The following is a 13,734-nucleotide window of genomic DNA, read 5'->3' as shown; positions in this document are numbered from 1 at the left end:
CGCGCCGACCAGGGCCGATAGTGGCCGGCCGGACGGGAGCCCCGACCGTCGCGGGTCCCCTGCCCGGGGCGCCGGGCGCCTGCCCGGAGGGGCAGGCGCCCCCGGTCCGTCGGGAGCCCGGTGCGGACACCGCGGAAAGGGACCCCCGTCCTGTGACCGTCGTCGCACTTCCCGAATTCCGAGGAGACCGCGGAGGGGTTCCCATGGGCGGGTCCCGCCTTCTCCCGAGACCCCTTTCGCCGCCGTACCAAGCGAAATTCACGCGCATATTTCCCAGAGTCGTCATTCGAACACCCGCGGTCACTTCCGTTTTCCGTATCCGGCCGCCCGCGGACGGCGATATCTCGGACAACCGCATCCGAACACTCCCGACTTCTGACACATTGGGCCAATGAGCGAACACTGGGACGGCGACGAGCTCCTCGCCATGGTTCGGAGGGATGTCGCGGCCCGGATCGCGGCCGGTCGGGACGGTTACTCCGCACTCCTCGAACAGGCCCGCGGACACCTCACCGAAGCCCTGCCCGAGCACATCGACCCGGACGCCCCACAGGTCCGCGCGCTCGCGGCCACCCTGCCCGAGTACGTCGACGCCGCCCTCGCCGAGCATGTCCACCGCCAACGCAGGCGCCCCTCCCGCACCGACTCCGAGCGCCTCACCCGCGCGTTCCGGGCCCTGGACGAGTCGGGGATCCTCGCCCGCGAGGAGTTCTCCTGCTGTAACTCCTGCGCCCGCGTCGAACTCGACGCGGCGGCCGGCGACACCGCCAGTCGCGGTTACGCCTACTACCACTGGCAGGACACGCTCCTGGCCGCCGACGGCGCCTCGCTCATGATCGGCTTCGAGTCCACCCACCCCGTCCGCCACGCCGCCGTCGGCACGGAGGTCACCGAGGCGCTGCGCACGCACGGCCTCACCGTCCACTGGGACGGTGACCCCGCCCGCAAGATCGAGGTGGACATGGACTGGAGTCGGCGCCGTCATGACCGTCTGGCCGCCTTCCCCGGACCCGAGGCGCCGGGCGAACCGCACGTGGAGGTCGGGTTCACCAAGGTCCACCCCCACCCCCTGCCCACGTGGATCACCCGCCATCAGGGCCGGGTGAGCGTGCGTGAACTCGCCCGTCTGGTGCTGCCCTGGCTGCCCGGCGGGGTACGGGCCACCGTCACCGGCGAGGGCGGACGTACCGCCGTCCTCGAACGCGACTTCGACCTGCTGCGCGTGGAGAACGGGCCCGCCCTCTCCCGGGAGCGCGTCGAGGAGACCCTCGCCCGCTGGGCGGTGGGCGCCGGCTGGCCCACCGAGGACGCCCGCTCCACCCACCTGGGCCTGCTCGACGTCACCTACGCCGACTCCACCGTCGGCGGCCTCGGCTTCGTCGACCACCCCGAACCCCTGAGCACGGCGGCAGCCCGCGACCTCGTCTACCGGCTCACCCCGGCCGACGGCGTGTTCGGGGTGTTCGCCTGCCGCTCCGGGGACGTCGTGCAGATGATGTGGCAGACCGGGCCCCGGCTGTGGCTGGAGAGCCCCTCACCCGGGGAACGCCTGGCCCGGGGACGCCACGTCACCCTTCCCGAGGCCGAGGAGATGGTCCGTGTCCTGGCCGACGAGGGCCGGATCGCCCTCGACGACCTCGGCGCGCTCCAGGTCTCCCACTGGTGAGGACGCGGGGCGCGTGACCGCGCCCCGGCTGCTCACTCGAAGGCCGCGCCCAATCGGAAGAACGCCCGCGCCTTGGGCGGGATCAGCAGGAAACCGCCCACCATCAGGTTGAACAGCAGCATCGCCAGGTAGAACGGCAGCATCTCGGGCGTGTAGATGAGCACGGTGAACATGCTGAGGATCAGCCCGACCGATGCCACGAGCTGCATCAACACCACGAGCCCGTACACCAGCCGTGACCGTAGCAACAGCCCGATCACCGCGAGCCCCGAGCACACCCCCCACACACCGAACACGGCGGTGACGCCCGATCCGGTGTCGCCGTCCCCGGCGGCCATCGCCGTGAGGACCAGCAGGACGAGGGCGTTGACCACGAGCATCGCGCACACCACGAGCACCGACGCCGGCGGAGACGGACGTCGGGCGGCGGGGGCGGTACCGAGATGCCCCGTCCCGGGCCCGAACCCGTGTGCCGCCGTGGTCCCGTCGATCCGGGCGTGCGGTCCCGTGCGCGAGGGCGTCGCGGGGGTGATCGGCGGCAGGGGGGCCTCGGCCCGCCGGCCGGGCGGCAGCGGCCCGGCCGGTCCGGGGCGGACGCCGAACGCGGTGTTCGCCGCGGTACGCGGGTCGTTCGGCCCCATGTACGCGGCGTTCCCGCCGGATCCCGTGCCCGGCCCGCCGAACCCCGTGTTCCCGCCGGGGTAGGGGCCGTTCGGTCCGGGGTGTCCCGGGCCACCCCCGACCCCCGGGCCGTGGACCGTCGGGTTCCCGCCCGTGTGCGGCCCGGTCGGGTGTCCGCGGGGGGCGGCGAACGCGGGGTTCCCGCCCGTCCCGGGTAGCGGCCGGGGGCCGGACACCGCGCCCGGACCCGGACCCGTGTTCCCTCCGGTCCCGGGGCCGGGGCCGGGGTTCCCACCGGTGCCGCCGGGTGGCCCGGCCGGTCCGGGTACGGGCCCGACGACCTCGGCGGTGCCGCCGTCGCGCCCCCGCTCCTCCTTCGCCCGGTCCAAGAGGGCGATGGCCTCCGCGGCCGAAGGCCGGGCCGACACGTCGCGGTTCAACAGGGCCTCGATCAGCGTCCGCAACGGCGCGCTCTCGGGGTCCGTCCCCAGGACCGGGCCGCCGCCGTTCACCACCGACGGACGTGGTGGCATCGGCGCTGTCAGGACCGCGCTGATGATCCCGGTGATGCTCTCCCGCTTGAACGGGGAGCGACCCTCCAGCAGCGCGTACAGGGTGACGCCCAGACTCCACAGGTCCGACGCGGGCAGCGCCCGCTCACCCTCGAACCGCTCGGGGGCCATGTACTCGGGCGAGCCGATGTACACCCCGGTCTGGGTGAGAGCGGTATTGCCGTCGACGTTGGCGATGCCGAAGTCGGTCAGCACCGTCCGATCGTCCTCGGTGAGCATGATGTTCGCGGGCTTGACGTCCCGGTGGGTGACCCCGACCGCGTGCGCCGCCTTCAGCCCGCTGAGCAGCGAGCGGGCCGCCTCCTCCACCCGTGCCACCGGCAGGGGGCCGCTCTGGTCCAGGTGGTGCTGGAGCGAGTCCCCGCTGAGCAGCTCCATGACGATCCACGGACTGCCCTCGTGTTCGAGGACGTCGTGGACGGTCACCACGGCGTTGTCCTTGATCCGCGCGGTCGCCCGGGCCTCCCGGAGGGTCCGGGTCCGGGCCTCGTCGCGGTCCTCAGGGCTCATGCCCTCGGGAAGGATGACCTCCTTGACCGCGACGTCGCGTTCGAGGGCGGGGTCCCAGGCGTGCCACACCGTGCCCATCCCGCCGGCGCCGAGCCGTTCGCGCAACTCGTAACGGCCGACGGAGGAGCGACCGGATGGGGACATGGGGGCGCATCCCTTCTGAACCGGGGGACGATGCGCAGGCCAATCTATCCGAGAAAAGCCCCATCACCGACGTTCGCGGTGGCCATCGATGTTTTCCGAAGCATTCTCACTGTAATCCGGACCATCGCGTCCGTATCCGGGGGCAACGGGAGGTGACCGATAACGGTCATCCCGGACCGGTGGCCCATGGAATCATCGCTCTACCTCATGAAGAGGCATCACCGCTGTTCACGAACCATTCATGACCGGGGTCGGACGGAACCGCGTCCCGCCTTTCCTGAACACCGTTCCCGGACCCCGTGGGCACGCCCCGGCCCCCTTTCCCCACGGGACGACACGTCCCCGGACCCTCGTCACCCCTCCCCGGGAAGCTCCGGGCACGCCGGACGGTCCGGGTCTGCCAGGACGTCGACGGCGATGCCCCGTCCCGCCGTCACCGTGAACCCCATGACGGCCAACGGCCGCCCGCCCGCGACGACCAGCACGCCCTCCGCACCGTTGACCAGTACCGGACGTACGAACGGCGCGAAGCGCCCGAACACGACCGCCTGCTCCGCCACGGTGCGCGCGCCCTCCCAACGCCTCGTGTGGCGCCCGCGCGCCGCCCCGCCGTCGGAGCGCGGCACCACATCCGGGTGCGGCACCGCCGCAGGGCGAGGCTCCCGCCCCGCCCCGAAGACCTGCGCCACGTGACCGCCGAGCTGCGCACCGGTCAGGGCATCGACTCCGCCGTCGAGGGTGTCGGGACGGTCCCGCCCCTGGCCGGTGGCCCGAAGGGCGACGACACCGCCATCCGGAACCCGGTGGCCGCAGCCGAGCGGGCGCGGGTGGAACATCCTCTCCTCATCTCGCTCATCGGCGCTGACCGGCTTCCGATCGGCTCCTTTCCGTGCGGAGGCGGAGTCGGAGCGGGCGCTGAGGGACGCCTCGGTGCCGTTGCGGATCCCCGGCGCGGTCGGAGCGGGGGATCGGACGAGGGGAGCGGGAAGGTGGGTCGCCGCCCACCGGGACGCGACCATTCGACGGGACGCGGGGTGTGGGCCCGCCCGTCCCGGCGATGCAGTCGGGGCCGGGGCGGGTGGTGCCGGTGGGAGCCGCCGGTGTGCCGAGACGGGAGGGGCGGGCGGGAAAACCGTTCCGAGGATCGTATGAGCCGAGACCGGGGAGTCAACGCGGACAGGCCCTGGGGCGGGGTGTGCCTCTTTTCGGTGGGATGTCCGGATGGGCGGATGTGTCGACCTGACCAGAGAAGTTCTTTTCGGTCCTACGACAAACCACACTGCGGTTTCCACCGAAGGTGCGTCCGGCACTCCGTACCAGTCCGGTTGGCCGTCGAGTGTCCACTTTTGGCCGGCGGTACGGATGTGACGCCGCTCATAGAAGGGGGCAGAAGGGGTAATTGCGGTTGGTCGCTTTTCGGTGCTTCTGGAAGTCCGTTGATGTCCACTACCTGCGAAAACGTTGATATGTGAACCTTTTGTCACCCCCAGTCTGGGTGTGGTCGGATCGAGAACCGGAAAACTCATCGCGTTGCGCCCGTACGAGAACTCTGTGATGGAGCACCATAGAGGATGGGGTAAAGACATCCGGGGGCCTTGTGGTCGCGCACGGCCTCGCGCGGGCGTGCGCATCCACACGCCCGGACGGGAGGATGGCGTGCGGCGGCCGGGTGAGAACCGGGCCTCACGGTGTCCGCCATCGACCCCTGGGCACCGAACGACGACGCAGGAGCCAGCAGATGACGGATCAGCACGTCCGACGGCGGGGATGGCGACGCCTCCTGATGACGTTCCTTCTGCTGGCCGGCTTCCTGGTGCTGCCGCTCAGCGGGGCCCAGGCCAACCCTTTGTGCCCTGGGGAACCCGCACCGCTGCCCGAATCCGCGGGGAGCGGATCGGACGGGCTGCTGGTGCCGCCCCAGTCCCAATCGGCCATCGAGGGCGCCCCCGACGGGCTGCCGCCCGACGCCAGCATGTACGGCCAGTACGGGACCGCCGGACAGCAGTGGCACATGATCACCGAATCGTGCGTCGACGGGATCAGCAACGGGCCGCAGGCCACCCTCGCCAATACCGCCTGGGACCTGTCCAAGACCATCAACCAGTCGACCATCACCGTCTACCAGGCGGCGACATCCGACGGGCTGCTCTCCAGTTTCAACGAACTGGTGGAGAGCGTCGTGGTGACGCTGCGGGAGGGGATCTGGCGGCCGCTCATCCCCACGGTCGTCATCCTGGGTGCCCTGTGGCTGGGGTGGTACGGGCTCATCCGGAAGCGGATGACGCTGACCATCGAGTCGACGGTGTGGATGGTCGGCGCGACGGCGCTGGGGCTGTGGATCATGGTCAACCCGGCACAGGTCATGGGGTTGGCGAGCAGCCTGGTCAACTCGGGCAGCCAGTTGGTGACCAGCACGGTGGGGCAGATTCCCTACGGCGGGGGATCGGGGACGTGCCCTTCCGGGGCTGAGCCTCCTGAAAAAGCCGATTGGGAATCCGAGTCAGACTTCCAGGTGCGGCGCAACGCGGACATGTTGTGGTCGAGTCTGGTGTGCCAGCCGTGGGTGGCGGGGCAGTTCGGCAATGGGGACATCGCCGAATCCGCATCCCATGTTCATGGGGTCGATCTCATCGAGGCGCAGGCCATCAGCCGCATCGAACAGCAGCAGATCTTGGACGACGAGGTGGACGCGAACGAACTCGTCACTGCGAAACAGGAGTCCTACGAGACCATCGCCGCCGATGTCCAGGAGTACTATCCCAGCGTCTACCCACTCTTCTCGGGTCAGGATCAGGGAAGCAGGTTGGGCGTCGCCACGCTCGCCCTGTTCGCGTCGATCTTCGCGGGTGGTCTGATCCTCGCCGGATCCGTGGCGCTCATCGTCCTCAAGATCGCGTTCCTGGTCCTGTTCCTGCTGTCCCCCGTCTTCCTGCTCATCGGTATCCACCCCGGATACGGGCGGATGGTGCTGTTGCGCTGGGTCGAGTTGATGGTGGGGTTCCTGCTCAAGCAGATCTTCGTGGTGCTCCTGATCTCGCTGTTGGTCATGTGCTACGGCATGGTCATGTCCACCAGCTTGGGCTGGGGTCTCCAGATGATCCTGCTCGCCCTGTTCACGGTGGCGCTCTTCGTCTACCGCAAGCCCTTCGCCTACCTGTTCTCCTCGGTCAACGCGAACTCCTTCAGCTCGCGGGTCGTCAGCGACGCCGCCAACAGCCAGGTCCTCGCGAAGAGCTCGATGGTCCTGCCGCCCGCGGCCTACCTCAAGGCCCAGAACTGGGGCCGCCGCAACGGTGCCGCGATCGCCGCGACGGCGGCCGGGATCCCGGCCGGGGGTGCCGGTGCTCCGGGCGGTGACGTCAACGTCAGGGGCCAGGAAGAGGCCGTGGGCGAGGCCACCGAAGCGCCTCGGGTACGAGGCGTCGGCGGCTACGGCCGGGTCCGGGGCAACGGGGCAGCGCCACCGCTCAACGTCAGCCGCCAAGACGGTGGGAGCCGTCCTGCCGGCGGCAGGCGCACGGCCGACGAGGCACCGAGTCTGAGTGGACGCACAGGCGCCATCCCCCCACGTCCCAGCGGCGGCTACACCGGCACCGGTGACACCGGTTGGGCATCGGTGTTCGGCACCGCCTCCGGTGGACGTTCCGAGCGGCGTGATGACGCCGGAGGCTCTTCCTCCGCCGCCGGGATCGGTCGTGCCGCGAGTGCGGAACGGCCCGATCCCAGCACAGGGCGGGGCATCTTCGGTGCCCGTGAGGACACTCCGCCGAGGGGGAACCCCGACGGCAGGGGCTCCCGATGGGGTGTGCCGCGCGAGAGGCGCGAACGTACCGCCCCGCAGCGGCCGGGCCGTCCGGCACCGGCTCCGGAGAGTCGGCGTGGAGACGGTGAGGGCGGCTGGTTGAGTGGATCCGGTAAGAGCAAGGACAATGCCCCCATCACCCCCTTCTGGGGAGAAGGTTCCAACAGCCCCCGCAGGGACCGGAAGCGCGATGTGCCCTTCTGGCTGAACGACGACTGACCCGCCCCCGAACGACGACAAAAGGCCCCGAGCTATGCCCAACCCTCTCCCCGAGCGTGCCCAGAGGTTCGTGTTCATCGGTCTCATCGTCGTGCTGGTCGGAGCCGGGGTGTACTTCAGCGTCGGCGGTTTCGGCGATGGGGCGACGGAGGAGGCTCCGGTCGACCCCGGCGTTTCCCAAGGGGGGAACGGGGGCAGCGCCGAGGCACCCGATGCGCTGTCCGGCGTCGAGCCCAGCCCGTTGCCGACCACCGCCGTCGATGACGTGGACGTGCTGGGATGGTTCCCCTTCCCCGAAGAGGAGCTTCGAGCGGCCGGGGCGACCGCTCTGACCTTCGCCGAGGCCTACGGGACGATCGACTACAGCGGATCCCCCGAGGCCTACTACGACTCGATGCGGACGTTGGCGACCGCCGAGTACGCCGAGGTGCTGACGGAGTCCTCGCGGGCCGGAGCCTTCTGGGAGGAGATGGCGGAGGCCGAAGCGGTCGCCCAGGGGCGGGCCGAGGTGGAGTTCATCCGAACCTTCGGGGACGACTCGATCACCTTCGTGGTGACGGCACAGTCCATCACCGAGACGGCGAACCGGGAATTCGACGAGGAACTCGGGGAGTTCGCGATCACCGTGGTCCAGGAAGGTCGGACGTGGCGGGTCTTCGACTTCCAGCCCGCCGACGCGGGACAGTTCGGGGAGGAGTGACCCGGTGTTCTCGTTTTTCGGTGCTCCAGATGATCGGGGTTCGACGAGGTTGTGGTTCGGCGGCCTGGTGGCCGCCGTAGTGGCGTTGACGATCATGGTGGCGATGTTCGTGATCCCCATCGTCACCAACACCGGGCAGCAGATCGCCGGCCTTATGGCGAACGGCCTGGTCTGTGCGCCCAACGCCGATGCCGAACAGCCGGGGGCGAGCGGTTATGCGATGGACTCGATCCCCGAGAACTATCTGAAGCTGTACCAGGAGGCGGGGGAGGACCGCGGGATCCCGTGGAACATCCTCGCCGGGGTCGGCCAGGTGGAGTCCCATCACGGGCGGTGGGAGGGGCCAGGGATCACGGAGGGCCACAACGACTGGGGCGCCGCCGGACCGATGCAGTTCGGTTCGCTCGACGGATCGGCGGCTGGCAACAGTTGGGGCGGCGAGCCGATTCAGCCGGTGGAGGACCGGCCGGAGAACGGATACGGGGTCGACGGTAACGGCGACGGCATCGTCAACGTCTACGACCCAGGCGACGCCATCCCCGCAGCCGCCGACTACCTCATCGCCCACGGCATCCAGGATGACGTGCGCAAGGCGATCTACGGCTACAACCACGCCTGGTGGTACGTGGACGACGTGCTGGAGTGGGCGGAGAGGTACGCGGACGGAGACTTCAACACCTCCGATCCGATCCGGACCGCGGTGCTGTGCGAGTTGGACGAGGACGGGGCTCCGATCGGTCGGGCCCCCGACGAGTTGACGCAGGCCGTGATCGACTGGGCGTTGGATCAGCGGGGGAAGCCCTACATCTGGGGCGGGACCGGGCCGCACGGATACGACTGCTCGGGGCTCACGATGAAGGCGTACGAGAGCATCGGGGTCACGATCCCACGGGTCTCACAGGATCAATGGAAATTCGGTCCCGAGATCCCCATTGGTGAGGAACAGCCTGGCGACCTGGTGTTCTTTGATGTGACGCGGGCGGGAGAACCTCCGGGGCCCGGTCATATGGCCATGGTGATCGGAGACGGCCTCATGGTGGAGGCCTGGTGCACCAACTGTGGACCGATCGCGGTGCGAGAGTACGATGACCCCAATCGGTCGGACATCGTGGGTTTCACCCGTCCGCTCGAACACCCCGATGTGAAGGCCCAGTTGGAGGCGCAGGATAACCGTGGTTGACGAGAAGGCACCACCCAGGAAACAGGGGTTGCACGGGTGGAAGGCCGCACTCGCGGTTTTCGGATGCGGGACGTTGGCGGCTTTCGGAGTCTTCGGCATCGTTCTTGTGATCTTCGGTTCATTTCTCTCTGCCCTTTCCTCTGGGGTGGGGGTTGGATCCCAAGATGTTGGCGGGCCAGGAGTTTTTGGTGCGCAACCTACGGCGCCTCGGGAAGATTTCAAGTCGGATGCCTTTGAGCTTTGTGGCATCATTGATTCGATCTCGTCTATTCAATTGAGTTTGGTGGGAGAGATCGAAGGGCCTTCGGATGAATCGATCTCCGGGGGCCCCCCTGAGGATGACGATCTGGTCAGATCTGGATCATGTCGAGCCCGGGTGACTCCGAATGGAGCACCCTATCCTAGTGGGTCGTGGAGTGCCGAAATCTCTTATTGGGCTGTCATCTATTCGCCGGAAGATGGCAGGGATGATTTGGCTGGTGGATACTTGGAGGAGGTCGCTTCCGAAGTCGGTGGCGGGGGGGTGTCGATCGAGGAGAGTGGATCTTACGATTTTCTCGACGAGGCGCAGTATTTTTATGGAACTCCGGAGTCCGGATCGGGAACCTTCTATTCTGTGGTCGCCAGAAAGCGTAGTGGGGTCATAGTCATTCGGTTGGATTCAGATGATCAAGTTGATGCTTCGGCGTTCTCCAGTGAGGTGCAAAAACTTCATAGGAGATTGGATAACGATATGAGAGATCTCATTCCGAGATAGCTCGTTAAGGTCGGGTATTTTGGAGCTGGGATTGAGTGCGGCGGAGGAGTTCGTGGGGAATGCGGGCTGTCCACAGGTTGAGATGACCGCATCGTGTATCCCTTGTCTGCTCCTTAAAGTAAGAACAAGGGGGTGCTGAGGTTCCGCCGACTTCACCCTGCCCAGCCACTCTCCGTCCGTTCAGTGGCCAGCTGGGCCGGGCACCGTGACGATCGGTATCCGTGGTGAACATGCTGCCTGCCGGCAGGAACGTGGAAGAGCAGGCCTCGGCCGTGAGGCTGATCGAAGCGGGCGCGCCTGCGACGTTCGGTTAAGCCTCAGCCGATCTCGTGGCCTCCCGTCGCCGGAACCGACAGGGTGTCCGCTCCGTTTCGGGCCGTGCGTCCGCCAAGGCACTGTGCCGTGGCCGCTGAAGGCGGCGCTGATAAGGCCGGGGCCGTATCCGTTCAGTCGGCCTTTCGCGTACCGCCCCCGACCGTTGACGTGTGCCACGCCGAGCCGGTCGCCGCGGGTGCGCTCATCCTTCGGGCGCCGATCGACCGGAAGGCGGGACGAGGCCGGTTCCGATCAGGCGATGCCCGCCATGAAGTGGTGCCGGCACAGGGTCGCATAGGACTCGTTGCCGCCGATGTGCACCTGTGCGCCCTCGTACACCATCACGCCGTCGACCACGCGCGCGTTGTGCGTGGCGCGACCGCCGCACCAGCAGCGCGCGGACACCGGCAGGACCTCGATCTTGTCGGCCAACTCCACCAGCCGTTGTGATCCCGGGAAGAGCCGCCCCTGGAAGTCGGTGAGGATCCCGTAGCAGTACACGTCGATCCCCATGCCGTCCACGACCCCCGCCAACTGCCCCACCTGCTTCGGGGACAGGAACTGGGACTCGTCGCAGATCACGTACGGCGCCTTGCGGTCGGCGACGTCGTCGTACAGGTCCAGCTCGTCGGTGACCTCGACGGCGGGGGACTCCAGCCCCAGCCGGGAAGAGATGATGCCCGCGCCGGCTCGGTCCTGGCGGGTGTACAGCACGCCTTCACGACCACGGGAGTGATGTTCCTGGAGGGCCATGGTGCTCTTGCCCGAGTTCATCGCTCCGGTGAAGTACTTCAGCTCCGCCATGGCCTTCTTTCCTCGGTCGTGGGCGGCCCGGTGCCGGCGGCGCCCATGACCCCTGTCCGGCGGGGCCCGGCGGCCAGCAGCGAAGATACCAGTGCGTCCCGCGCTTCCAGGAACCCCTGCGGGTGGCCCGGCATCCCACTCTCCGAAAGGTCCCCTTCCCCGTCGACTCCAGAGTTCCCATCCGAACGCGTGTTTCCGGTCTGGTTTGTGAGGGTTCGTGTTCCGGCCGGAAAGGCCGATGTGGTGTGTTGCACGTGGAAAACTCACCGCCCGTCACCCTTCCGTTATCGTTCGGACGGCGCCGAACGGCATCGGGGATCGGATGAGCGCTCCCGTCGAGGTGGGAGGCGGGTCGAGAGGTACGGGCGTGGAGGGTGACCTGCGTCATCACGAAGGCGGCGGGATTCTCGGCGTTGAGTGACGCGCCGAAGAGCGTTTCGAGTTGCTTTGATATATGTGGGGGGCCACTGTCCGAATCGGGAGTGGAATTCTGGAGGGGACAGGACATTGCGGAGAGACCGGGTCACCCGTCTGGTGGAGAGCGCGTGGTTCTCCAATGCGGTGCTGGGGATCATCATCGTCAACGCGGTGATTTTGGGATGGGCGACTTATGGTGATTCCGCCCTTCCTTATCTTCTCGTCGCCGAGCGGGTCTTCATCGGCGTCTTCGTCATCGAGATGACGCTCAAGCTCTACGCCTGGCGGGGGCGGTTCTTCCGTGATCCGTGGAACTGGTTCGACTTCCTCGTCGTGCTCATCTCACTGATCCCGGCGACGGGCCCCTTCGCGGTGTTGCGGATCCTGCGCGTGCTGCGCGTCTTCCGGGTCATCACGGCCGTCCCGCAGATGCGGCTGATCATCACCGCCCTCTTCAAGTCGGTGCCGGGCATGGGCACCGTCATCGGGCTGCTGCTGGTGGCCGTCTACGCCTCGGCGATCATCGCGCAGCAGCTCTTCGGTGAGGACGTGCCGGAGTTCTTCGGAGACCTCGGGGCGTCGCTGTACACGATGTTCCTGCTGCTCACCACGGAGAACTGGCCGGACGTGTCCGAGGCGGTCCTGGAGGACCACCCCATGGGCTGGGTGTTCTTCGTGACCTACATCGTGCTCACCGCGTTCATCATGCTGAACCTGGTCATCGGCGTCATCGTCACGACCATGGAGCGGGAGTTCAACGCGGAGCGCTGGGTGGAGGACCAGGCGCTGGAGGCAGTGCAGCATGAGGCGGTCATGGCGCGCCTGGAGCAGTTGGGGGCACAGGTGGAGCGGCTCGACCGGATGCTGCGCGAACAGCGCGGCGACGGCGGAACGGGGCCGCTCTCGACGGACACCGACCCGGGATCGGGCTCGGGGCCGGAAGCGGGTTCTGAGGCGGGTCCGGTGGGCGGTGCCCCGATCGAGGCGGGGTCCGAGGCGGTGGGGAACGGGCACCGGCCACAGGGGTAGCCGAAGTCCGGAAGACGGGTCTCGCGGGAGGGTCGCGGGGCCCGTCGCCGTGTCCGAGGACCGCCCGGGATTCGGTGGTGATGAACGGCCGGCGCGCAAGGGTGCCGTCCCTTCGTCTCCGAATGGAGATGTCGAGGTCTTTCGTAGAGAAAACCCTCCGAGGCGCCCCGGACTTTGGAAACGCCGCTCCGTGAAATTCCTTCGCGGTTACTCGGCCGTACGTTTCCCTTCAGGCCTCGCGACCGGTTCCCCGTTTCCGGTCCTCCCCGCGACGTCAACCGACCGCGGTGGCTCCGTCGGTCCCGGTCGACCGGTCGGGGAGGCCCGCCGCCGCCCGCAACCGGGAGTACTCCTCGGCCAGCATCGCGGGTGTCCAATGGGCGTTGCGCCCGCTCGGATTCGGCAGCAGCCACACCCGGGTCCCACCGAGCGTCTCCTCCTGCGGACCGACCCGCGCCCCGCGCGCTCCGAAAGCCGCCCGGTACGCCGTCACCCCCAGTATCGCCAGCCAGTCCGGCTCCCATTTCAGGGCCTTCTCGCGCAGCACCTCCACACCGCGCGCGTACTCCTCCGCGGTCAACTCCTCGATGCCGCGGGTCGGCCGCGCCACCAGGTTCGTCAGCCCCAGGCCCAGACCGGGCAGCTCGCCCTGTCGATCCGGCGGCAGCACCTCCGGGGTGAACCCGGACCGGGCCAACGCCGGCCAGAACCGGTTGCCGGGACCGGCGAAGTGGTGACCGCGCACGGCGGTGGTCAGTCCCGGGTTCACCCCGCAGAACACCACCCTCAGCCCGTCGGCGAGCACGTCCGGCAACAGCCGGTCGCGCGCCGCGTCCAGTTCCTCCCGGCTCAACCCGCCGACCCCGCGCAGCGGTCTTCCTCCGCGTCCCCTCTCGCCGCCGCCTTCGCCACCGCTCATCGTGCCCCCTCGCCAGGCCTTCGCCGGCTGGAAGCCTACCCACCGCTCCCGGTCCGTCCCTTCGGGAACACCGGTCCTT

At 68.4% G+C, this 13,734-nt stretch carries 10 protein-coding genes; 6 read left to right on the top strand and 4 right to left on the bottom strand.

Going from position 1 to position 13,734, the window contains the following annotated elements; genetic code table 11:
• The first annotated feature begins 391 nt into the window (after nt 1-391).
• Complete coding sequence (locus tag RM479_RS05635) at nt 392-1,666, top strand: DUF6891 domain-containing protein (protein WP_311510639.1); 1,275 nt, start codon at nt 392-394, stop codon at nt 1,664-1,666.
• Between the two features lie 32 nt (nt 1,667-1,698).
• On the opposite strand, the gene RM479_RS05630 is transcribed toward RM479_RS05635, so the two are convergent.
• Both RM479_RS05630 and RM479_RS05625 read right to left on the bottom strand, forming a co-directional pair.
• Nucleotides 1,699-3,513 carry a serine/threonine-protein kinase gene (locus RM479_RS05630; RefSeq protein ID WP_311510638.1) on the bottom strand — a complete coding sequence of 605 codons (1,815 nt, stop codon included), beginning with the start codon at nt 3,511-3,513 and terminating at the stop codon, nt 1,699-1,701.
• Between the two features lie 353 nt (nt 3,514-3,866).
• Nucleotides 3,867-4,349 (bottom strand): sigma-70 family RNA polymerase sigma factor family protein, encoded by a 483-nt coding sequence (locus tag RM479_RS05625; protein WP_311510637.1) that lies wholly within the window; start codon nt 4,347-4,349, stop codon nt 3,867-3,869.
• Between the two features lie 902 nt (nt 4,350-5,251).
• Here RM479_RS05625 and RM479_RS05620 point away from each other — a divergent pair.
• The 4 genes from RM479_RS05620 (at nt 5,252) to RM479_RS05605 (ending at nt 10,171) form a co-directional block, all read left to right on the top strand.
• Nucleotides 5,252-7,534 (top strand): conjugal transfer protein TrbL, encoded by a 2,283-nt coding sequence (locus RM479_RS05620; protein WP_311510636.1) that lies wholly within the window; start codon nt 5,252-5,254, stop codon nt 7,532-7,534.
• Between the two features lie 34 nt (nt 7,535-7,568).
• Nucleotides 7,569-8,234, top strand: coding sequence for a hypothetical protein (locus tag RM479_RS05615; RefSeq protein ID WP_311510635.1), 666 nt, complete (start codon nt 7,569-7,571; stop codon nt 8,232-8,234).
• 103 nt (nt 8,235-8,337) lie between these two features.
• On the top strand, nt 8,338-9,414 hold the full coding sequence (locus RM479_RS05610) for a C40 family peptidase (RefSeq protein ID WP_397221459.1): 1,077 nt from the start codon (nt 8,338-8,340) through the stop codon (nt 9,412-9,414).
• Entirely contained in the window at nt 9,407-10,171 is a 765-nt protein-coding gene (locus tag RM479_RS05605; RefSeq protein WP_311510634.1) for a hypothetical protein, read from the top strand. The genes RM479_RS05610 and RM479_RS05605 overlap by 8 nt, the downstream gene beginning before the upstream one ends.
• Nucleotides 10,172-10,738: 567 nt before the next feature.
• Here RM479_RS05605 and RM479_RS05600 read toward each other — a convergent pair.
• A complete protein-coding gene (locus RM479_RS05600) occupies nt 10,739-11,290 on the bottom strand; it encodes a thymidine kinase (RefSeq protein ID WP_274809273.1) in 552 nt (183 codons plus the stop codon).
• Between the two features lie 507 nt (nt 11,291-11,797).
• On the opposite strand from RM479_RS05600, the gene RM479_RS05595 reads away from it, so the two are divergent.
• A complete protein-coding gene (locus tag RM479_RS05595) occupies nt 11,798-12,736 on the top strand; it encodes an ion transporter (RefSeq protein ID WP_311510633.1) in 939 nt (312 codons plus the stop codon).
• A gap of 274 nt (nt 12,737-13,010) precedes the next feature.
• Here RM479_RS05595 and mug read toward each other — a convergent pair whose 3' ends face one another.
• Nucleotides 13,011-13,655: a G/U mismatch-specific DNA glycosylase gene (gene mug / locus RM479_RS05590; protein ID WP_311510632.1), complete on the bottom strand. Its 645-nt coding sequence runs from the start codon at nt 13,653-13,655 to the stop codon at nt 13,011-13,013.
• Nucleotides 13,656-13,734 lie beyond the last annotated feature (79 nt).

The sequence above is a fragment of the Nocardiopsis lambiniae genome (assembly GCF_031845465.1).
Classification (GTDB): Bacteria; Actinomycetota; Actinomycetes; order Streptosporangiales; family Streptosporangiaceae; genus Nocardiopsis; species Nocardiopsis lambiniae.
Note: the sequence above shows the minus strand (reverse complement) of the source record. Positions and strands in the feature narration are given on the sequence as shown.